20 protein-coding genes are annotated in these 21,138 nt (G+C 32.3%); 10 read left to right on the top strand and 10 right to left on the bottom strand.

The features are described from left to right. Positions 1 to 93 precede the first annotated feature (93 nt). The 3 genes from IW20_RS17255 to pip are packed head-to-tail and all read left to right on the top strand — an operon-like array spanning position 94 to position 2,708. Positions 94 to 1,263 carry a thioredoxin family protein gene (locus IW20_RS17255; protein ID WP_035625102.1) on the top strand — a complete coding sequence of 390 codons (1,170 nt, stop codon included), beginning with the start codon at positions 94 to 96 and terminating at the stop codon, positions 1,261 to 1,263. A 22-nt stretch (positions 1,264 to 1,285) separates the two neighbouring features. Next, entirely contained in the window at positions 1,286 to 1,783 is a 498-nt protein-coding gene (locus tag IW20_RS17250) for a GNAT family N-acetyltransferase (RefSeq protein WP_035625225.1), read from the top strand. A gap of 7 nt (positions 1,784 to 1,790) precedes the next feature. Next, positions 1,791 to 2,708: a prolyl aminopeptidase gene (gene pip / locus IW20_RS17245; RefSeq protein ID WP_051885865.1), complete on the top strand. Its 918-nt coding sequence runs from the start codon at positions 1,791 to 1,793 to the stop codon at positions 2,706 to 2,708. Positions 2,709 to 2,767: 59 nt separating this feature from the next. Here pip and IW20_RS17240 read toward each other — a convergent pair whose 3' ends face one another. From IW20_RS17240 to IW20_RS17225, 4 genes are all read right to left on the bottom strand, one after another. Beyond that, entirely contained in the window at positions 2,768 to 3,322 is a 555-nt protein-coding gene (locus IW20_RS17240; protein ID WP_035625099.1) for a cysteine hydrolase family protein, read from the bottom strand. Between the two features lie 88 nt (positions 3,323 to 3,410). Further along, positions 3,411 to 3,992: a Crp/Fnr family transcriptional regulator gene (locus IW20_RS17235; RefSeq protein ID WP_035625097.1), complete on the bottom strand. Its 582-nt coding sequence runs from the start codon at positions 3,990 to 3,992 to the stop codon at positions 3,411 to 3,413. A 93-nt stretch (positions 3,993 to 4,085) separates the two neighbouring features. Then, on the bottom strand, positions 4,086 to 4,673 hold the full coding sequence (locus IW20_RS17230; RefSeq protein WP_035625095.1) for a glutathione peroxidase: 588 nt from the start codon (positions 4,671 to 4,673) through the stop codon (positions 4,086 to 4,088). 144 nt (positions 4,674 to 4,817) lie between these two features. Next, complete coding sequence (locus tag IW20_RS17225; protein ID WP_035625093.1) at positions 4,818 to 7,031, bottom strand: TonB-dependent receptor; 2,214 nt, start codon at positions 7,029 to 7,031, stop codon at positions 4,818 to 4,820. A gap of 582 nt (positions 7,032 to 7,613) precedes the next feature. Between IW20_RS17225 and IW20_RS17220 the strand changes: the two genes are divergently transcribed. The 3 genes from IW20_RS17220 (at position 7,614) to IW20_RS17210 (ending at position 9,433) form a co-directional block, all read left to right on the top strand. After that, a complete protein-coding gene (locus tag IW20_RS17220) occupies positions 7,614 to 8,144 on the top strand; it encodes an RNA polymerase sigma factor (protein WP_035625091.1) in 531 nt (176 codons plus the stop codon). After that, positions 8,144 to 8,932 (top strand): anti-sigma factor, encoded by a 789-nt coding sequence (locus tag IW20_RS17215; protein ID WP_035625089.1) that lies wholly within the window; start codon positions 8,144 to 8,146, stop codon positions 8,930 to 8,932. The genes IW20_RS17220 and IW20_RS17215 overlap by 1 nt, the downstream gene beginning before the upstream one ends. 105 nt (positions 8,933 to 9,037) lie before the next feature. Continuing rightward, on the top strand, positions 9,038 to 9,433 hold the full coding sequence (locus IW20_RS17210; protein WP_035625087.1) for a DoxX family protein: 396 nt from the start codon (positions 9,038 to 9,040) through the stop codon (positions 9,431 to 9,433). A 229-nt stretch (positions 9,434 to 9,662) separates the two neighbouring features. On the opposite strand, the gene IW20_RS17205 is transcribed toward IW20_RS17210, so the two are convergent. After that, complete coding sequence (locus tag IW20_RS17205; protein ID WP_035625085.1) at positions 9,663 to 10,316, bottom strand: hypothetical protein; 654 nt, start codon at positions 10,314 to 10,316, stop codon at positions 9,663 to 9,665. 487 nt (positions 10,317 to 10,803) lie between these two features. On the opposite strand from IW20_RS17205, the gene IW20_RS17200 reads away from it, so the two are divergent. The 4 genes from IW20_RS17200 to arsB are packed head-to-tail and all read left to right on the top strand — an operon-like array spanning position 10,804 to position 13,371. Continuing rightward, entirely contained in the window at positions 10,804 to 11,136 is a 333-nt protein-coding gene (locus IW20_RS17200; RefSeq protein ID WP_035625084.1) for an ArsR/SmtB family transcription factor, read from the top strand. 19 nt (positions 11,137 to 11,155) lie between these two features. Continuing rightward, a complete protein-coding gene (locus IW20_RS17195) occupies positions 11,156 to 11,626 on the top strand; it encodes a DUF6428 family protein (protein ID WP_035625083.1) in 471 nt (156 codons plus the stop codon). 19 nt (positions 11,627 to 11,645) lie between these two features. Beyond that, the gene (locus IW20_RS17190) at positions 11,646 to 12,266 is read left to right on the top strand and encodes an arsenate-mycothiol transferase ArsC (RefSeq protein ID WP_035625082.1); all 621 of its coding nucleotides are present in this window, start codon (positions 11,646 to 11,648) and stop codon (positions 12,264 to 12,266) included. 1 nt (position 12,267) lies between these two features. Then, on the top strand, positions 12,268 to 13,371 hold the full coding sequence (gene arsB / locus IW20_RS17185) for an ACR3 family arsenite efflux transporter (RefSeq protein WP_051885864.1): 1,104 nt from the start codon (positions 12,268 to 12,270) through the stop codon (positions 13,369 to 13,371). Positions 13,372 to 13,804: 433 nt separating this feature from the next. On the opposite strand, the gene ccsA is transcribed toward arsB, so the two are convergent. The 5 genes from ccsA to IW20_RS25435 form a co-directional block, all read right to left on the bottom strand. After that, entirely contained in the window at positions 13,805 to 17,068 is a 3,264-nt protein-coding gene (gene ccsA, locus IW20_RS17180) for a cytochrome c biogenesis protein CcsA (protein ID WP_035625080.1), read from the bottom strand. 154 nt (positions 17,069 to 17,222) lie between these two features. Next, positions 17,223 to 18,185 (bottom strand): hypothetical protein, encoded by a 963-nt coding sequence (locus IW20_RS25450; protein WP_051885862.1) that lies wholly within the window; start codon positions 18,183 to 18,185, stop codon positions 17,223 to 17,225. Continuing rightward, positions 18,185 to 19,216: a hypothetical protein gene (locus IW20_RS26750; RefSeq protein ID WP_051885861.1), complete on the bottom strand. Its 1,032-nt coding sequence runs from the start codon at positions 19,214 to 19,216 to the stop codon at positions 18,185 to 18,187. The genes IW20_RS25450 and IW20_RS26750 overlap by 1 nt, the downstream gene beginning before the upstream one ends. After that, positions 19,216 to 20,205, bottom strand: a complete 990-nt coding sequence (locus tag IW20_RS26610) for a hypothetical protein (RefSeq protein ID WP_051885860.1) — start codon at positions 20,203 to 20,205, stop codon at positions 19,216 to 19,218. The genes IW20_RS26750 and IW20_RS26610 overlap by 1 nt, the downstream gene beginning before the upstream one ends. A gap of 8 nt (positions 20,206 to 20,213) precedes the next feature. Beyond that, complete coding sequence (locus tag IW20_RS25435; RefSeq protein ID WP_051885857.1) at positions 20,214 to 21,032, bottom strand: hypothetical protein; 819 nt, start codon at positions 21,030 to 21,032, stop codon at positions 20,214 to 20,216. Between the last annotated feature and the right edge of the window lie 106 nt (positions 21,033 to 21,138).

The following is a 21,138-nucleotide window of genomic DNA, read 5'->3' as shown; positions in this document are numbered from 1 at the left end:
TGATTTAGGGTATAAATAACAATATATTACCATCTAATTATAGAAAAAGGAAATATATTTGTAAATATTATCTTTAATAAAAACAAAAAAATCATGCGTTTTATTTATCTATCGTTGCTTATCCTTTTTATTCATACCGGAAATGCTCAAAATCAGTTTGTTCATGATAATATTACATACAAAGATGCATTGGTAAAGGCTAAACAAGAAAATAAACCTGTTTTTATTATGCTTTATGCAAATTGGTGTCCGCATTGTAATGTAATGAAAAATAGTACTTTTCAGGATACTACTGTAATGGCTTTTTTAAAGGATAATTATGTTTGTGTTTGGAAGGATATTGAAAAAGAGGAAGGTCTTGCCTTAAAAGCTAAGTTTGATACTAAATCACTACCTAGTTTTTTAATTGTTGATGCTAATGAAACTGTTTTATATAATTTGAAGGGTGAAATAAAACCCGCTGATTTTTTAAACGAAATTAAAAATGCTTTAAATCCTAAAATGCAATTGCCTTATCTAGAGTCTGTATTTATGGCTGATCCTAGTAATGCTAACAACTGTTTGGCTTATTTAAATACGTTGAGAAAAGGTCGTGAAAGAGTCGATTTATCTAAAGCTACTCATACGTATCTTGCCACACAATCAGACGCTCAATTGCTTACCGAAATGAACTGGCGCATTATTGCCAATGGTGTAAGCGATATTCAGTCGCATGAATTTCAATATGTATTGCAACATCAAAAAGAATTTGGAGCCGTTGCTTCTCCTGATCGTGTGGAGAAAAAGATAATTAATATCGTTACGGAATTACTTCGCCCTTATACCGAAAGTCTGGATACTGTTAATTACTATAAACAAAGGGAAATTGCTAAAACGATTCGTCTTCAGAAAACTGATTCTCTTATTTTTTCTTATGATTTGACAATTGCAGAAAGAAGTACTAATTGGAACTATTATAAGAAAACAACTCTGGATGGAACTCAAAAATATGTTTGGAATACTCCTAGTGTTCTAAAAGAAATTGGGGAAGTCTATTTAAAAAACATTACTGATACTGAAAGTCTTAAAAAATCTATAGAATGGGTAAAACGTTCTTTAGATTTGAATGATTCTTATGATGGGAATTTACTTTTAGCACGCCTTTATATTAAAATCAAGGATAAAAAATCGGCTTTGGTGTATGCTAAAAAAGCAAAAGCTATTTGTAAGGAAATGGATTGGGACTCTAAAGATGCCGATGCTTTACTTGCTGAACTTAAATAAAACCATAAATAATACCACTTATATGTCTGTTATAATTCGACAAGCCAATTCTCAAGATTTAGAAAAAATTCTTGATATTGTTAATCATTCTATTTTACATACTACTGCTAATTATAGCTACGAAATCCAGACTATCGATGTTCAGCAGAAATGGTTTGAGGATAAAAATGCCAAAAACCTGCCTGTTATTGTAGCTGAGCTAGACGGTGAAGTTATTGGTTTTGGTAATTATGGTCCGTTTAGAGAGAAAATTGGCTATCAATACACCGTAGAGCATTCTGTGTACGTTACAGAAAATACAATTGGTAAAGGCATTGGTTCTAAATTATTGACTGAATTAATTCGGCTCGCAAAAGAACAAGGATATCATGTAATGATTGGCGCCATTGATGCCGATAATGCAGGAAGTATTACTTTTCATGAAAAGTTCGGATTTGTTGCAACTGGAACTATTCGCGAAGTTGGTTATAAATTCGACCATTGGCTAGATTTGGTTTTCATGCAATTAATTCTTAAATAATAACCTATTGATACAAGATAATATTATCGAAAAGGGATTATTGGAGGTTAGCAATCTTCATAAAATATACTATGAAGTTTGCGGAAACATAAATGGTGATTGTTATTTATTTGTTCACGGTGGTCCTGGGGCTGGCTTTTCAGAAAATGACAAACGTTTTTTTGATTTTAAAAGACACAAAGTGATTTTTTTTGACCAAAGAGGTTCTTCTAGAAGTAAACCTTTTGGCTGTATAGAGGAAAATAATACCCCATATTTAGTAGATGATATCAATAAGCTCTTAAATCATCTAAATATTGATAAAATTAATATTTTTGGAGGTTCATGGGGAACAACTTTAAGCCTTGTGTACGCCATCCTGAATCCTGAAAGGGTTAATTCTTTATTACTAAGAGCAATTTTTTTGGGTGATAAAAAATCCATTGACCATTTTACTAATGGTGACATTAAGGATAAGTACCCAAAAGAATTGAATCGATTTAAGAATAATGTCCCTTTAGATTCTTCTCTAAAAATATCTGAATATTATCTAGATAAAATGCTTAATGGGACTGATGAAGACAAGGAATTTTATTCTTACGAATGGGCTTTCTATGAAATATCTATTTTTAAAAGAAGCTTATCAGATCAAGAAATTGATACTATTATAAAACAAATTCCTTATCACTCGCTGTCAATATTAGAGGCGCATTATCTTAGTAATAATTGTTTTATTGAGGAGAACTTTATTATCAAAAACACAGATAAGTTAGGTAACATTCCTGTAACTATAATTCACGGCGAAAAAGATTTGATTTGCCCAATAGAATATGCTCAGGAATTACATGAAAAATTAAATAATTCTATCTTATATATTGAAGATGCTGGGCATTCTGATACTGAACCTACAATTGAAAACAGAATTATTAGTTTCTTAAACGAATAACAAAATTTACTCCAATAAAAAAGCGATTTTCAAATTAATGAAAATCGCTGTTTAGTCAATTATTTATCTAGATATTCTTGTGTAGTTAATACCGTTGCATATAAATTACCCAAGGCTGTTAATCCTGCTAGATAGGATTCATGTATTTGTTTTGCTGGAATTGTTTTACCATAAAGCATACGGTCTTCGGTAGCGCAGGCATCTCCTATAACTGTTGTTGTATATCCTAAATCCATCGCTGCTCTTACCGTTGTTGCCACACATACATCGGTCATCATTCCGCAAATAAGTAACTCGGTAATCCCTTTTTCGGTAAGATATTGATGTAATTCTGTATCACGAAAACTATTAGGATAATGCTTTACAATTACTTTCTCTTCATTAATCGGTGTAACATCTTTATGTATTTCTGCCCCTTTGGTATCTGGCAAAAAGAAATCAGCACCTTGATTCATAGATAAATGCTGAATATGAATAATATCTATTTTATTCTCACGAGAATATTCTAGTATCTTTTTGGCATTACCCGAGGCTATTTCTGGCTGATATAAAACGTGATTTCCGTTATCAAAATAATCATTTTGAATATCGATAAGTACAAGTGCTTTTTTCATAATTACAATGTTTAAGTTTATTTAGCAAAAGTAACATGCAACAATCCGGAAAATTTTGAACTAGTTCAAAAAAGCACTTCTATAACAATCATTCACTTTTATGCATTTTCTTTCGAATTTTACTCAAAAACTCATGCGAGATTCCTAGATAAGCCGCTATTTGTTGTTGCGTAATGCGTTGTTCTAAGGATGGGTATTTTTCTAAAAATTCCAGATATCGTTTATCTGCCGTTTGTCCGTGAGATGAAATAAGTCGGCGTTGGAAAGCTACTAGTGTTTTTTGATTCATGATTCGAAACAATTTCTCTACAATTGGTAATTGATTATATAAATTGTCTTTATCTTTCTTTGATATAATTAATACCTCACAATCCTCTAAAGCTTCTATGGTTAGAATCGATGGAACCTGATTCATAAAGCTGTCAATATCTGTTGCCCACCAATCCTCGATGGCAAAGTATAAGATTTGTTCACTCCCAGATTCTCCAGTATAATAAATACGGAAGCATCCTTTGGTAACAAAAGCTTCAAAAGTACATATTGCACCTTCTTTGAGTAAAAAGTCTCTCTTTTTTATTGAAATTGGGTGAAAATAACCTCTGAAGATTTCAAACTCGGTATCGGTAATTTCTATATGCCTTGCTATATTTTTGCGTAATGATTCAAACATAGTTTTAAAAGTATGAAAAATAAACTTTACAGCAACAAAAAGCGATTTTCAATGTCTTGAAAATCGCTTTCTATTTATTTTTTTTAACGTTTGTTAGCTTTTAATCCAATTGATAATTTCTGGATCTGTAGGCAACGTTTTAGGATGAATTACTTTTACTAATTCTCCTTTTTCGTTTATTAGATATTTCTGAAAGTTCCACTCTACTTCTGAGTCTTGCACTCCGTTTTTAGATTTTTGAGTTAAGAACTTATATACTTCGTTCATATCATCTCCTTTTACCGAGATTTTGTCCATCATAGGAAAAGTAACGCCGTAATTTTGTTGGCAAAAAGCGCCAATTTCTTCGTTTGTACCTGGTTCTTGTGATGCAAAGTTATTTGCAGGGAACCCAACAATTACAAAACCTTTATCTTTATATTCTTTGTAAATTGCCTCTAAATCTTTGTATTGCGGTGTTAATCCACATTTTGAAGCTGTATTTACAATCATAATCTTTTTTCCTTTTAAAGAAGCAAAATCAAACTGATTCCCTGTTAAATCTTCTACTTTAAACTGATAAATGGTTTGTTTTTCCATGACGTTTTCGCTTTTGCTGTTTTTATTTTTTTTGGTTTGTGCTTGATTCTGACAGCTAAATAAAAACATAACTCCACAGAATAGAAACAATATATTTTTCATAATTAAATTTTTTATAAAATTAATCAAATTTGATTTACCTGATTTCCTTCTTCACTTTATTTTATGATGAACAATTGTTAATTAATCAAAGAAGCCTAACGCTATAAACATTAGGCTTTATAAAAAATCAATTAAGTTATATTATTAAAATTTGTAGATAATTCTTCCTTTCATAAAGAAAGGTGTTCCTGGAGTAAAATGTATTTCTTCGACACTTTCTGGCTCATTTTTTAATCTTGATTCGGTTGCAAACTGGGTTTCATTCCATGCTGTATTAAATAAGTTATCGATTGAAACTCCGAATGTGATTTTTTTATAATCATAGTTCAAATTCATATCGCATACAAAATATCCATTGGCTACAATAGAATTATCTTCATTTGCAGGTCGATTTTTTAAATAACGGTAACGTATTCCTCCAGAAAACCCATTCCATTTATGAAAACTTAATCCTCCTGTTGTTGTAAAATCTGGCGCTAGCGGAATATAGTTTTCTCCCTTAGGTTCATCTATGCTACGAGCGTAAGTATAATTTCCATCAAAGTCAAAATAGAACCATTGGTTTAATTGGTAACGCAAACCTAAATCTACTCCCATACGTCTTGTTTTTCCGCTTGGTTCAACAATTCCTGCATCGCCAACATATACAAACTCTTGTTGTAGATATAAATACCATAAAGCCGAGTTTACTATTAAATTAGGCAAAGGTTTCCAGATTGTTCCTAAATCTGCTCCTATCGAAATTGGTAGGATATCTGTTCCTTTATTAGCTACTACTACTCTAGTATCATTAGAGTGAAAACCAACTCCTGATTTTAGATAATATTGCAAATTATTGTTTTGTGTATAAATAAAATTAAGCTTAGGCGAAACTCTCACTTTATTCTCTGATTGTGTTTTGTAATCTACCGATAACTTATCCTGATAATTAAACTTAAAATAATCGACTCTTACGGCTGGGTTTATAATTAATTTCCCAATGTTTATCTCTGAGTTTAAATAAGTAAAAATATTAGACTCATCGATATCTCCTAATTTAATTTCTTCTAAAACGGTTCTTCTGTTTAATGTATGCGAAAGTTCAGAATCGGTCGTAGCATCTGTACGAAATCCTACTCCTAATTGAAATCCTAAATCTAATTTATCAGTTTTAACTTTTTTATTCAATTCGGCATTCATTCCATAAATATCTCTGTTTTCTTTTTGCTTAATCTGATCTCCGTTTACTGGATCGTTTAGGAAAAAGGTAAAATTCGAGTACAATTCAAACTCATAATTGGTATAAAAAGCATTGGCTTTTAAGAATGTATTTTCGTCAATTGGTTTATGAAGTGAAGCGTTAAAATTGGTTCTCGATGTATTTCCTCCTTCTGTATCATCAACAGATCCAAATCTCGAAATGATCCCTTGATCTACCAATCGTTGTGGTATTTGCCCTGATGCATCCCATTTACTTGAAAAACGGGAAGCCAAAATCGATATTTTGCTATTATCTTCTAGTATTGCCGAATATTTACCTAATAAGTTTACTCTATTAAAATTTTGAGGAGAATCAAAAGGTCCGTCGGTAATAATGTATTCGGTAGCGATGTAAGCACTTTGCTTTTTTTGTTTTCCTAACAAGTCAAACAATCCAACTGTTCTAAAGGTATTAAACTGTCCTACTTCTACACCTATACTACTATTTTCTAATCTGTCTTTGGTTTTAAAATCAACATATCCTGTTGTTGCAAAGTCGCCTTTATTAGCATAATATGCTCCTTTACCAAAATCTATTTTATCTACTGTTTCGGGAATCACAAAATGCAAATCTGAATATCCTTGTCCGTGTGCATGCGAAACCATATTTACCGGCATTCCATCAACTGTAATTGCAATATCGGTTCCGTGGTCAATATCAAAACCTCTTAAAAACATTTGCTCTGCTTTACCTCCTCCTGCATGCTGCCCAATAAATAATCCTGGAACTTTACGTAAAATTTCTTGCGAAGAATTTACTGGAGTTACCTCCAAATCTATCTTCGAAATTACATTCATTGCTAATAATTTAGGCTGAATTACAACTTCGTCTAGTTTAAAACTATCGTCTTCTAATGTTACTATAATCTCCGATTCGGATATTGTATATATTATCTTTTTATATCCTAAAGCACTAACTTTTAAAACATCTCCAATGGTAGATTTCTCGATACTAAAGTTTCCGATTTCGTTTGTATGTGCATGACTTTCGGATTTTGTATTAAAAATATAGGCATTTTCAATAGCGTTTCCGTTTACGTCAACCACAATACCTTTTAAAATTTGACTGTAACTGTTTGCTCCGAAAGCCATCAGGAGTATTAGTAGGTATTTCTTCATGAGGGGGATTTTATAATCTGAATTGTTTTTGCGTGTAAGATTTTCAATTGATTATTCTTACATTTCAGACAAAAATATTCTTTTTATATCTCATTGCCAAGCCAAACTTTAATTTAAAGCCTAAAACGACATTAATGACTTTACTTTAAGCGTTTTGTGGTTAAATTCAACTTTTTAGGAATTGGAATTTTGAAGTAGAATGTAATTTAATTAGGAAAAGGTTTCCAAATTCGTTCCCTCATCTGCTCTTGTAGAAATGGTAAAATATTATCCCCCATATTTACCACTTCTATCCTAAATACATTAGAATGGAAACCTATCCCTGATTAAAAAACAAATATTTAAGGCTAAATTATCCCCCATTTAGACCTTCATTATTTTCTATATACGAGATTAGTTTATGTTTGGTTTTAAAAAAATGAAAAAAGTTAATATTTTATTTATTAAGTATTTACAAAGCATTCTTGTTAGAAATAAATTACAATTCCTTTAATTTTTTGAATTATATTTATACCAACATTTATAATATTTGCAGTTTATAAACTGAAATGTACACGTTTATTCACCCTAAATCTACAGAATATGAGTCAAGAGGAGTTATTAGTATTAATTTATAAGAAAGACGAAAAGGCTTTTACTTATCTATATGATATGTATTCTAAAAGTTTATTTGCGGTAATTAATGTTCTTATAAAAAATAGAGAAGAAGCCGAAGATGTGCTTCAGGAAGTATTTGTTAAAATTTGGAAAAACATCGATTCTTACCACGAAAGTAAAGGTCGGTTTTATACCTGGATCCTTAATATTGCTAGGAATACATCTATCGATAAACTTCGTTCAAAAAATTTCAATAACAGTCAAAAAAACCTTTCTTCAGATAATTTCGTACATCTACTAGACGACAGTAACAAACTCGTTAATAAAATAGATACTATTGGTATTCATGAGTTTGTAAAAAAACTTAAACCTAAATGTATTGCTATAATTGATTTATTATTCTTTAAAGGATATACGCAACAAGAAGCTTCGGAAGAGCTTGCGATGCCTTTGGGAACGATTAAAACGCAAAACAGAAATTGTATTAACGACTTACGAATTTATTTGAAATTATAATGGAAACAAAAGAATATATAGAATCAGGGATTTTGGAGCTTTATGTTTATGGATTACTTACTGAGTCCGAAAGCATAGAAGTGGCCGCAATGGCTAAAAAACATGACGAAATTAACGATGAGATTATTGCTATTGAGAAAGCAATAGTAGCATTATCATCTAGTTTTTCTCCTTTTCATTCGGTAGCTAATTTTGAAAAAATTAAAGCTAAACTAGAACTTAAACACGGCAAAGTTGTCGATATGAAACCAGCTTCTACTTGGTCTCAATATGTGGGCTGGGCTGCAGCTGTACTTTTCTTATTAGGTTTTGCTTACCAGTATGTGCAACTTAGCCAAACTAAACAAGCAATAGAAGTTGTGGGTACGGAAAAAGATAAATTAAAAAGTGAATATGCGCTCTTAGACCAAGAAAGCAAAATCACCGAAAAAAACTTGTCGATTGTAAGGGATATAAAAAATACTGGGGTTACACTAGGCGGACAAGCTGTTGCACCACATTCTTTTGCTAAAGCGTATTGGAATAAGGATACTAAAGTAACTTATATTGATGCTGCTGGATTGCCAAAACCTCCAAAAGGTAAAGTATATCAGGTTTGGGCTTTAAAACTAAGTCCTGCACTTACTCCTACAAGCATTGGTTTATTAACTGACTTTGACTCTAATAATCAAAAAATATTCAAGGTTGAAAATACGGGTTATGCTGAAGCTTTTGGAATCACTCTTGAACCTGAAGGCGGAAGTCCAAGTCCTACAATGGATCAATTATATACTTTAGGAAAAGTTTAAAATTCAACTTCTTATAAAATTTAAAACGCATATTAAAACAATTTAATATGCGTTTTTTTATTATTTTTAAAATCTAAACTAACCATTACTAAACCAATTCAATTTATGAACAGTACTTTAATCTTAAGAGTTGCAGTTGCTATAATCTTACTAACTCACAGCGTTTTCGGAATATTTGACAATGGAATTAATGATTTTGGAAATCTCTATTTAAACCAAATTGGTTTTGCTCCTTTTGGCGTATTCCTCGCTTGGTCTATAAAATTATCACACATTGTTGCTGCTGTACTTTTACTCATCAATAAATACATCAACTTTGCTGCAATCGTTACTATTTTGGTACTTATTATGGGGATTATTTTAGTTCATTTTCAGGAAGGATGGTTTGTTGTAGGTGGTGGAAGAAATGGGATGGAATATAACTTTTTACTGATTTGTGTTTTATTAGCAATTATGTTTCCAAAAGGTTTTTTTAAAGGTTCTGAGGCACTAAGGGACTAAGAGGCAAAGGTTCAAAGGTTGCTTAGTTTGTGTAAAAAAAAAATTAACCCCAAAGGGCGCAAGGTTTTACGCAAAGTTCACAAAGGTTTATGCGTAAACTAAGCAACTTTGAACCTTTGCTACTTAGAGCCTCAGAACCTTTAAAAAAGAAATCCGTTTTTATCCGCGTTTTCGGCTAAGCGAATCCGTTTAATCCGCGTGTAAAAAAGATTTATATGCAATAAATATTTTAATCTAAATCTGAGAACCCAAACTCTTCTTCCGTCTCTAAAAAATCTTCTTTGGTTTGTGTAGAAACAAATAAAGGATAATCTTCAGATAAGTTTCCATCTTCATCTGTAAAATACCAAATTAGCTTTCTGTCATTTTCATAAATAATCCAGTTATTATGATCTACTACTTTTTGCCAATTCTTAGTGGTAATCTCTTCTATGAATTCTGATAACTCATCCTTATCCATATCGTATATTGCCCCAGAAAAAGTATATCCTCCTTCTGCACATTGTCCGTACATTATCATTTGCAAAAAGTCTGAAAGTAAAATCTCTTCTGAATACCATACCGCATTGTCTATATTCTGAACTTGATAGACTAAAAGATTATCTTCTTTGTTTTCTTTATCAACTCCCCAGAAACAAACCTTTTGGTTTTCTTCTAGAAAAACTAATTTGTCATCTTCATAAAACAAATCTTCAGGTTTTATAAATCGCTGAAATGAAGACATGAAAATATCTAATTTACCTACCGTAATATAGAACTCTTTCAGTAGTTTTGGTATTTCTTGCCCCAGTCTAGTTTCTGCATTTTCAATTATTTTCACTTCAAATCCATCATTATTTGTTAATGAACGTCCTAATAATTTTTCGGCAGTTTGTTTTATCATCGTTTTGCTTAGCTTAAGTTCTTAATCAATTACTTGCATTTATCTGCAAAAAATGATTTTCATTATCTATTCACAAAAATACTTAATTCAGAATTTATTCCTAGCCATAGATCACTGCGATTGCTTTTTTAGGATTAAAATTAAAACCTCTGCGTCTCCCGAAGTTTTGGGATTGAGTTCTTTATGGTTAATTTCACACGTAAAAAAAGTCGCAATATTGTCATCTAAACACAAGAAGACCTCATTAAGTAGCTCGATATAGTTTATGGAGCTACTTGCTCTTTTTTTTACAAACAGATTAAACGGATTTGCTTAGACAAAAACGCGGATAAAAACGGATTTCTTTTTACACAAACTAAGAAACCTTTGAACCTTTGCCTCTTAGCACCTCAGTCCCTTTTAATAAAACCTTAGTCCCTTAAAAAAAATATAAATTTCTTTTTTCATAAAAATCTATATCGTAATATTGCAATATAAAAATATAACAATGGGAGCAACTAAAACAGATTTCTTTACTGACAACCAAAACGAACTTGCTATTCTGGCAAAAGCATTAGGTCATCCTGCAAGAATTGCCATTATAGAATACTTACTGAAGGTAAATGCATGTATTTGTGGTGATATCGTAAACGAATTACCTCTTTCTCAGCCTACGGTTTCTCAGCATCTTAAAGAGCTTAAAAATGCGGGATTAATAAAAGGGAATATCGAAGGAAACGCTATTTGTTATTGTATTAATGAATTGGGATTTGAAAAAATTAAAGTCTTTTTCCAACATGTTGAAACGCATTTGGAGAGAAGAAATAATGAATGTTGCTAAATATTAAAAAATAAAAATTATGAAACTTTCAGAAATTAAAAACATTTTAAAAACAGTTGAAGCTATTAATTTCCAGCTTCCAAATGGGACTTTTGTACCCGAATATTTTCACGTAACAGAAGTTGGTTTAATTACCAAAAACTTTATCGATTGTGGCGGTACTGTGCGTAAGGAAACGGTTGTAAACTTTCAGCTTTGGGACGCCAATGATTATGAACATAGATTGAAACCTCAAAAACTGGTTCATATCATCGAACTTTCGGAAAAGGTTTTGGGTATCGAAGATTTTGAAATTGAAGTTGAATATCAAGATACTACTATCGGTAAATATGATTTAAGTTTTAACGGTAAAGATTTTGTTTTACTAAATAAACAAACGGCTTGCCTTGCTCTGGATCAATGCGGAATTCCGTCTGAAAAACCTAAGGTTCGCCTTTCGGATATATCAAATCAATCTAGTTCTTGTACTCCGGGCGGTAGTTGTTGCTAGTTTTTGTATCTCTTAAAATATGAGCTTACTATTTCCAGAAATCGAAAACATTATTCGTTCTTTTAATTTTAAAACTATTACTGACGAACGAAAGCGTATTTTATTGCCTTTAATTGTTTATGTGCAAGATAGAGTAAATACGCTACAAGAAATTAGACTTAATTTTATTTGTACCCATAATTCGAGAAGAAGTCATCTGGCGCAAGTTTGGGCGCAGACTGCAGCAGCACATTTTGATATAAAAAATGTTTCTTGCTATTCGGGTGGAACGGAAGCAACTGCTTTATTCCCTGTCGTGGCTAAAACCTTGGAAGATTCGGGTTTTACAATCGAAACTATTTCGGAAGGTAAAAATCCGGTTTATTCCATAAAATTTGCATCGAATGAGCATCCTATTATTGGATTTTCTAAATCATTTGATGCTAGTTTTAATCCTGTAAGCAAATTTGCAGCTATCATGACGTGCTCGCAAGCTGATGGCGATTGTCCATTTATTGCTGGTGCAGAAAAACGTATTCCGATTACGTACGATGATCCTAAAGCATTTGATAATACACCTTTACAACTCGAGAAATATCAGGAACGTAGTTTACAAATTGCCACCGAAATGTTTTATGTTTTCTCGCAAATAAACAAATAATATGTCTGCAAATACTTGCGCTCCAACTGTTGAAAGAAAAAAGTTGGGTTTTCTTGACCGTTTTTTAACGCTTTGGATTTTTCTTGCTATGGCAATTGGGGTTTCAATTGGTTATTTTGTTCCGTCTAGCGGAGGTTTTATCAATTCTTTCTCGAGCGGAACTACCAATATTCCGCTTGCAATTGGATTGATATTAATGATGTACCCTCCGCTAGCAAAAGTTAAGTATGAACTTATGGGTGAGGTTTTTAAAAACACTCGTGTATTGGGTGCTTCTCTTTTTCTTAACTGGATTATAGGCCCTTTTTTAATGTTTGGTTTGGCATTATTATTCTTAAATGGCTATCCTGAATATATGATTGGTTTAATCTTAATAGGTTTAGCCCGATGTATTGCAATGGTTGTTGTATGGAATGACCTTGCCGATGGAAACCGTGAATATGCCGCTGGTTTAATTGCGTTGAACAGTATTTTTCAGGTTTTGCTTTATAGTGTTTATGCTTGGTTTTTTATTACTGTTTTACCTCCTTATTTTGGATATACTGGCTTTAATGTAAACATATCCATTGGTCAAATTGCCGAAAGCGTTGGTATTTATTTGGGTATTCCTTTTGCGCTTGGCATTGGTAGCCGTTACATTCTTATTAAGCTAAAAGGTATCACTTGGTTTGAGAACAAATACATACCTGCAATCTCTCCTATTACATTGATTGCTTTACTTTTTACCATCTTAATCATGTTTAGCCTAAAGGGGGAATTAATTGTACAAATCCCAATGGATGTTATACGAATTGCCATTCCGCTTGTACTTTATTTTGTTATAATGTTTGTAATTAGCTTTTTGGCAGGGAAATATTTTGGTGCGGATTATTCTAAAGCTACTGCAATTGCATTTACGGCAACTGGAAACAATTTTGAACTTGCGATTGCTGTCGCAATTGGGGTTTTCGGAATCAATAGCGGACAAGCTTTTACTGGCGTAATTGGTCCATTGGTCGAAGTTCCTGCTTTAATTGCTTTGGTTAATGTTGCTTTTTGGTTCAGAAAAGTTCTTTTTCTTAAAGGTACTAAGGTTCTGATTTGCAAAGGTTCTAAGGTTGCTTAGTTTGGGTTTAAAATCCTTATACTCTTTTACAGCTAGTTTTAGCACAGCATCTCTCAATCTTGTCAACCCTGATAGAGGAAGGGTCTCCTCTCGTAACTCTACACAGTTTGGAGAACTATTACGACTTCCTTTTACTATCGCTGAAGTCTCTTTCTCAATGACTCTCGCAGATTTGGCTGATTGAGCAGATTTATATTGATTGTTTTATCATGAAAACGAATGTCCTAGCCCTGATGGGAACGGCATCCTTTTTATTTTTTCTTTAAAAATAAAAAGATATAGTGGACAGCAGGAAATAGCTACTAATTTCAGAAATAAAGATACTAAGGTTCTAAGTTTTTATTTACCGCAAAGCTGTACTGCTACTAAGGAAAATTCCAAATAAAAAAAGGTTCAACTTTGCAGTTGAACCTTTTATGTGAATTAATAATTTTTATTTTTTATAATACTTGCGGTATTTTGGGTAAGTCACAGCTCCTATTAAGGTGATTGTTCCTAATGAATACCAAATCCAATCTAATGAATGTGCTTCTCCGCTTGCGTATGAGTGTAATCCTACTAAGTGGAAGTTTACTCCGTAATACGTAAATAGGATTGAAATAAACGCAAACATACTCATTAGGTTAAATATCCATTTTCCGCGTAGAGCTGGTACAAAACGAGCGTGAATTACAAATGCGTATATCATGATACTAATTAATGCCCAAGTTTCTTTTGGATCCCATCCCCAGTAACGTCCCCAACTTTCGTTGGCCCATTGTCCTCCTAGGAAGTTTCCGATGGTTAACATTATCAATCCGATGGTTAGTGCCATCTCGTTGATGTATGTGATTTCCTGAATGTTTAAATCCATCTTGGCTTTGTTGTTCTTATTGGTAAAGAATATTAATACCAACGATACAAATCCTAATATCATTCCTAATGCAAATGGCCCGTAACTAGCAACAATTACTGCTACGTGTATCATTAACCAGTATGAGTTAAGAACTGGCTGCAAATTGGCTATTTCTGGGTCAATCCAGTTCATGTATGCCGCCATTAATATCATTGCTGTTACAAATGCTGATGATGCTACGGTAAGTTTAGATTTTCTATCAAAAGCCAACCCGAAGAACATTGTTGCCCAAGCTACATATATTATAGACTCGTAAGCATTACTCCATGGTGCGTGACCTGATATGTACCAACGCGCTATTAATCCTAATGTATGCAACCCAAATAAGACTCCAATAATTACATGGAAAACATTAACCGTTATTCTTAACGATTTTTTCTCGAAGAATATATTAAGTATTGTAAAAATAAGCATCAGGATTGAAGCTGTAATATACCAATATGATAGGTTCTTAAACACATCGTATTTGTTATACAATATCTCTGATGTGATTTTCTCTTCGCTTGGTCGTACTTTGCTTCCAAACTTCTTTTGGAATCCATTGATACTTTCTAGTAATTCATCGGCTTGCTTAAAATCTTTGGTTATAGATGCGTTGTTTAAAGCTGCAAAATACATTGGTAGTATTTGCTTTACATACGTTTCGTCCATTCCTTTTAGACCTGCATTGCTTATCTCTAAGTATGAAATCCATTTGTTGTTTGGATCATTTGGCACTGGGAATATCTTTAAGATGCTTCCACTTAAAGCCGATTCCATTAAGTTTACTTTTTTATCGGTTTCGATAAAATCTTTTTCAAACTGATTTGGATTTGCTGCTTTGTAAGCTGCATCTAAATAAGGTGATAATTTATAGTTTCCTTTTTCGTCAAAAAACTTAATAAAAGGAGCAAATCCTGCATCTTTATCAATTCCGATAATTTTACGGATACTATCATTTCCTGATTTTATGTATATAATCGGAATTTCTATCCAAACCTGAGCATATTGTGTCATTGACAAGAATACTTGGTCTGAGTTCATTCCGTTATATTTATCACTGTGGCTTACTTTTCTCAATAATTCTGACGAGAAAGTATTAATAGGCTTCATTCTTCCGCCTGCATCCTGAATAATTAAACGTCCAAATTTGGCAGCGTGTGCTTCTGGCGCTTTATAAATATTGATTAATGAATCAAGTTGTTTCTGACTTGGCGGTCTCGTAACGTGATTTGCATGATTGTTTGGATCTTTGCTTTGTGGTGCGTGATCGTGTTTGTGATCTTTCTCATGGTCATGATTAGGATCTGTACTATGTGCTGCATGATCGTGATCGTGGTCATGATCATGGTCATGTTGCTCTTGTGCAAATCCGTTAAAGCTCAACATTAATACTAAAATAGTAATTAGTTTTGCTTTTTTATTTTTAACCACTTCTAGCTTGCGTTTTAAGTCGGCAAAACGAGAATGTTTAGTAAACATGATTGCCATTAACCCGAAGAACAACATAAAGTATCCTAAATAAGTTATAGATGTTCCCCAGAAATCGTGATTTACAGATAATACTGTTCCTTTTTCGTCTGGATCAAATGAAGATTGGAAGAATCTATATCCTCTGTAATCTAATACGTGGTTCATGTAAATTCTAGCGTCGAATGTTTTATTAGAATCTATAACGGTTACCTTACTTTCGAATGAAGAGTAACTTTTCTCTGTTCCTGGGTATTTCTGAGCAATAAAATCATTCAGTTTAACCTTAAATGGTAATACATAAGCTTTACTTCCGTAGAAGAATGTGTAATCGATATTTCCGATTTTAACTGTTTTAAAGTCTCCAATTTTACCTTTAGATCCTAATAATGTTACTTCTTTTTCTTGCCCTTCGGCTTTTAATTTTACTATCAAAGCATCTTCGTGAGTTTTGGCTTTATAATCATTATTAGATTCGTAAGCAATAACTCCTTTTACAGCTGGATCTGGGAAAACAATTCGGATATCGCCAATACTATACAATGAACGCATCATTAATGACTGTACATTATCCTTGGTTACTTTTCCTTTTAGTTTATCGGCCATACGCATAAAATCTCCTTCAAAAGGGGTTTGTATCGTATAGGTTTCGCCTGTTGTATTAATATTAATTGCTCCGTCTGTAGGTTTATTTAATGCAAACAGAACATTGTGTATGTTTTGAACTTCTCCATCTTTAAGGAAATGTTCTTCTCGCCCGCCTTCACCAGCTTCAACTAATTTTAAGTATACGATTCCGCTAGGATCTGGTTTTATAACTTCCTTAGCTCCCATGATAAAATCCTTGTACTCTACTTCAAATGGAGTTTCGTTGAATTTACCTGAAATGCTAAAATCGTTATCGGCAACTGGAGATAATAGTAAACTTTTCTCGAAAACACGGCGTTTCATCTCGCCTTTGTACTCTCCATCGGCAAAAATGGTTATGAATGTTTTATCTGAATATATTTGGTTTTCAGCAGCTCCTTCGCGTATTGGCATCATTCCTTCGTAACTAATATAACGTGTTATGAATGCTCCTAAAAGGATGAATATAAAAGCTAAATGCACCATTAATGTAGCCCATTTTTCTTTTTTGTGTAATTGATATCTTTTTATGTTTCCGAAGAAATTGATTAAGAAAAAGACCATGATTACCTCAAACCACCAAGAGTTGTATATAAAAATTCTAGCGGTATCGGTATTGTATTTACTTTCTATAAAGGTCCCGACTCCCATTGCAATTGCAAATGTTAAAAAAAGGACAGCCATTAATCGTGTAGAAAACAAAAAGGAGAATATTTTTTTATCCATTACTAAGGAATTACATTTTATAAAGTGGCACAAAAGTACTTAAAAATGTTGATTCAGATATTCGTGATTTTGTTAATAATATCCAAAAAGCATAACTCATTTTAGACAAAATTCGCAAAAACATACGTTTATATTTACAAATTATCAAATCCTATTATTTTTGTTGCTGTTCAAGTTTTGAAAGTCTTTCGGATAAAGATCTAAAAGATTTATTTTCTTCCTTTAAAGTCTGAATTTCTTTTGATTGCTGAATTGTATATAATGTTAACTCTTCTATTTTCTGCAAGAGCTTAGCATTCATTTCTCCTAAATTTATTCCGTTTTTTAAAGCTTCTTCCTCGCTAGGAATATTTTCTAAATGTCCCTTTTCGCTAATATGTTTTTCAACTTCTTCAAGCGTTGGCAATTTATATTCTTTTTTAAATACAAAATCTGACCAACCTTCCAAATCAACTTTAACTTCTTTAGAGTGAATTGTTCCGTTTACGTCCAGTTTGTTTTTGGGGTTTGTAACTCCGATACCTATATTACCATCAGTTAAAATATTAAAATAATCAGTAGAGTTATATCTCAAACTAAACATATAATTATAAGTTTGGGGATATCTAACTATTGTCCATTGTCCTATACCTGTTCCTAAATCTCCAGCAACAGCCCCCAACGCAATACTCGAATAATCACTTACAGTTGATGGCAATAACCTTAAATTTTCATTGTAATTTGCATTTGCAGTTTGAATTTTAACTGTTCCATTTATATTTTGGCTTCCTTCAAAAGTATTTACGCCACGAGTTGCAAGTTCTATCCAAGAAGGATTTGCAGGTGTCAAAGCTCTTGCAATTTTCCTGAAAAACAATCTATCATTCTCTGAATATGATGCACCTATTTGTAGTTGATGATTATTGTCTGGATTAAGATGTCTAATTACAAAAAGATGTTGATATACCGAACTTATATCAGGCGTACCTCCTATAGTAGGATCTATGCTGCCATAAACTCCTGACATAAGAGGAGTAGTAAAGTCATTTATTCCTTTGGCCAATCCATCTCCAATTTGCTGAGAAAAGGTATGTGAAACGATAAACAAGAAAGCAATTAGAGTAATATTTTTTTTCATTATTTTATTTTATTAGTAAGTTCTTTAATGGTGTTTTCTAATTCTGATTGTTTACTTTTCATTTCAATATTCTCCTTTTTCATTTCAATCATATAAAGCGTTAACTCTTCAATTTTCTGTAAGAGCTTTGCATTCATTTCTCCTAAATTTATTCCGTTTTTTAAAACCTCATCTTCGTTAGGAATATTTTCTAGATGTCCTTTTTCACTAATGTGTTTTTCAACTTCTTCGAGTGTTGGTAAAATGTATTCTTTTTTGAATACATAGTCTGGCCAATTCCAACCTTCCAAATCTACTTTTACTTCTTTAGAGTGAATTGTACCGTTTACGTCTAGTTTGTTATTTGGAGCTATTATGCCAATACCAACATTACCTTTATCTATTGTTAGGTAAGTTTCTCCTGCATTACCCCATGATTGAATATTATCATTTGGATCTCTTTCCCACCATGTTCTAGTATCAACATGAGGTATGTTAAATGATGCATCTATTGAGATACCATCATGTAATCGAGCAGTCAACCAGTTATCTGACGTAGCATCTCTATATAGCCATAACCTATTGAAAAACGAATTTGGAAGTACAGATCCCCCACTTTCACTTATTAATTGACTCGAACCTAGTACAGTTTTTAAAGATGTTTCCACAAAATTCCCAATAGTACCTCTAATTATCTGATTCCCAAAATAAGTATTACTTCCTCTTGTTGCTAATTCTATCCAAGATGGATTTTGAGACAATAAATCATTTGAAACAATTTTTCTAAAAAACAATCTATCATTAATTGTAAAAGCAGATCCCAATTGTAGTTGATAATTAGAACTTTGCCCCTCATACCTCATAACAAATAGATGCTGCCAATCACTACTTTTATCAGGTGTGGCTCCCATTGCGTTAAAGCCATTATAGATTCCTGATTCAAGTGGAACAGTAAAGTCATTTTTAATGAGGCCAAATCCGTTTCCTATTTGTTGGGAAAAAGCTATACTTGTAATAAAAAATGTAACTATTAATAATGTATTTTTTTTCATTATTTTATTTTATTAGTAAGTTCTTTAATGGTGTTTTCTAATTCTGATTGTTTACTTTTCATTTCAATCATATAAAGCGTTAACTCTTCTATTTTCTGTAAGAGTTTAGCATTCATTTCGCCTAAATTTATTCCATTTTTCAGAGCTTCTTCCTCACTAGGAATATTTTCTAAATGTCCTTTCTCCTTAATATGTTTTTCAACATCTTCGAGTGTTGGCAATTTATAATCTTTTTTAAAGACAAAATCTGACCAACCTAATAAATCAACTTTAACTTCTTTAGAGTGAATTGTTCCGTTTACGTCTAACTTGTTATTTGGAGTTATAGTGCCAATACCAACATTACCATCATAATTCCAAGTCATCGCATGTTGATCAGGTATAGAATTTTTATTTGTACTTCCGTTTATATATAAGTCAAGCTTACTACCATACACACCACTTCCACCATGTCCAATACGAAATTCCGCATTTTCATTATAAGAGTAATTTGCCGTTCCATATCTAGATAATTTTAATACTGATTTTGTTGGTACCATTTCCCCTTGTGGCTTACTATCAGTAACTTCGACAACTTCAAATCCACTTCTGGCACTAGTGTTTTCGATTATTAAATTTCCAAAAACACTTTGATCTCCAGTAAAAGTATTAATTCCTCTTGTGGCGAGTTCTACCCAATTAGGATTTTTAGGAGTTAAATCACCCGCAATTTTCCTAAAAAATAATCTATCATTTTCTGCAAATGAAGAAGCAATCTGCAGTTGAAAATTATTATCTGGATTAGCATGTCTTACCACAAATAAATGATTCCAATCCGCACTAACATCAGGAACTTTACCAAGAGTTTGGGCATATCCACCATATACTCCCGATTTTAGTAAACCTGAAAAGTCTAACAAGTAAGGTGCTGCTAAACCATCACCTATTTGTTGAGCTGATCCTGATATTACTAAGAATGATGTAAGAAGTAATGTTGTAATTTTTTTCATTATTTTATTTATTTATTTTCAAGTTTAATTAATCTATTTTTCATTTGAACATTCTCTTTTTTTATTTCAATCATATAAAGCGTTAACTCCTCTATTTTCTGTAAGAGCTTAGCATTCATTTCTCCTAAATTTATTCCGTTTTTTAAAGCTTCTTCCTCACTCGGAATATTTTCTAAATGTCCTTTCGTGTTAATATGTTTTTCAACTTCTTCGAGTGTTGGCAAATTATATTCTTTTTTGAATACAAAATCAGGCCATCGGAATAAATCTACTTTAACTTCTTTAGAGTGAATTGTTCCGTTTACAGCTAGTTTAGCATCAGGAGTTGATGTACCAATACCTACATTACCATAGTAAAAAGATAATGATGTATAATCAACCCCATTAAAACGTTGAATAAATTCTTGATTAATTCCATTTTCATTCCAAATCGTTTGTAATTTAAGGTAATATTCTGCATTTCTCGATGACCATTTTTGAGTGTCATCTCTACCTATTGAGAAATTTGGGGAGTAGATTTCTAATAATGCTGATGGAGTTGTTGTACCGATACCAACTTTTCCTCCTTCAGTAACAACAAATCGTCCATCTTTAACACCTGGAGCGTCAATACTAAATCTTGCCTGACCATTCATCGAAAATGATCCATGTTCAATTCTTAATGCTGGAAGCGCATCATTTTTAGTATCTAACTCAAGTAAACCATATTGCGGATTAGTTGTTCCTATACCCACATTCCCTGTTGATGGAAATGGAAATGTATTTTGTGCTTTTACAACAACACTTAATGCGGAAAAAATAACAACTAACAATGTTTTCTTATTCATTTTGGAATATTCTTTTATATTTTATTACGTGTTAAAACTAATATATTTTATACTATCACTCCTTCTATTTTGTTAAAATAAAAGCTTGACTTCGTTTTTTCAAAAA

The sequence above is a fragment of the Flavobacterium hydatis genome (assembly GCF_000737695.1).
Taxonomy (GTDB): Bacteria; Bacteroidota; Bacteroidia; order Flavobacteriales; family Flavobacteriaceae; genus Flavobacterium; species Flavobacterium hydatis.
The sequence above is the reverse complement of the archived record's forward strand: the minus strand, read 5'-3'. Positions and strand labels throughout refer to the sequence as shown.

Excerpts from the sequence above, each read along its gene's own strand:
- IW20_RS17255 (WP_035625102.1), top strand. The coding sequence starts at position 94 with ATGCGTTTTATTTATCTATCGTTGCTTATCCTTTTTATTCATACCGGA.
- IW20_RS17250 (WP_035625225.1), top strand. The coding sequence starts at position 1,286 with ATGTCTGTTATAATTCGACAAGCCAATTCTCAAGATTTAGAAAAAATT.
- IW20_RS17240 (WP_035625099.1), bottom strand. The coding sequence starts at position 3,322 with ATGAAAAAAGCACTTGTACTTATCGATATTCAAAATGATTATTTTGAT.
- IW20_RS17235 (WP_035625097.1), bottom strand. The coding sequence starts at position 3,992 with ATGTTTGAATCATTACGCAAAAATATAGCAAGGCATATAGAAATTACC.
- IW20_RS17230 (WP_035625095.1), bottom strand. The coding sequence starts at position 4,673 with ATGAAAAATATATTGTTTCTATTCTGTGGAGTTATGTTTTTATTTAGC.
- IW20_RS17225 (WP_035625093.1), bottom strand. The coding sequence starts at position 7,031 with ATGAAGAAATACCTACTAATACTCCTGATGGCTTTCGGAGCAAACAGT.
- IW20_RS17220 (WP_035625091.1), top strand. The coding sequence starts at position 7,614 with ATGAGTCAAGAGGAGTTATTAGTATTAATTTATAAGAAAGACGAAAAG.
- IW20_RS17215 (WP_035625089.1), top strand. The coding sequence starts at position 8,144 with ATGGAAACAAAAGAATATATAGAATCAGGGATTTTGGAGCTTTATGTT.
- IW20_RS17210 (WP_035625087.1), top strand. The coding sequence starts at position 9,038 with ATGAACAGTACTTTAATCTTAAGAGTTGCAGTTGCTATAATCTTACTA.
- IW20_RS17205 (WP_035625085.1), bottom strand. The coding sequence starts at position 10,316 with ATGATAAAACAAACTGCCGAAAAATTATTAGGACGTTCATTAACAAAT.
- IW20_RS17200 (WP_035625084.1), top strand. The coding sequence starts at position 10,804 with ATGGGAGCAACTAAAACAGATTTCTTTACTGACAACCAAAACGAACTT.
- IW20_RS17195 (WP_035625083.1), top strand. The coding sequence starts at position 11,156 with ATGAAACTTTCAGAAATTAAAAACATTTTAAAAACAGTTGAAGCTATT.
- IW20_RS17190 (WP_035625082.1), top strand. The coding sequence starts at position 11,646 with ATGAGCTTACTATTTCCAGAAATCGAAAACATTATTCGTTCTTTTAAT.
- arsB (WP_051885864.1), top strand. The coding sequence starts at position 12,268 with ATGTCTGCAAATACTTGCGCTCCAACTGTTGAAAGAAAAAAGTTGGGT.
- ccsA (WP_035625080.1), bottom strand. The coding sequence starts at position 17,068 with ATGGATAAAAAAATATTCTCCTTTTTGTTTTCTACACGATTAATGGCT.
- IW20_RS25450 (WP_051885862.1), bottom strand. The coding sequence starts at position 18,185 with ATGAAAAAAAATATTACTCTAATTGCTTTCTTGTTTATCGTTTCACAT.
- IW20_RS26750 (WP_051885861.1), bottom strand. The coding sequence starts at position 19,216 with ATGAAAAAAAATACATTATTAATAGTTACATTTTTTATTACAAGTATA.
- IW20_RS26610 (WP_051885860.1), bottom strand. The coding sequence starts at position 20,205 with ATGAAAAAAATTACAACATTACTTCTTACATCATTCTTAGTAATATCA.
- IW20_RS25435 (WP_051885857.1), bottom strand. The coding sequence starts at position 21,032 with ATGAATAAGAAAACATTGTTAGTTGTTATTTTTTCCGCATTAAGTGTT.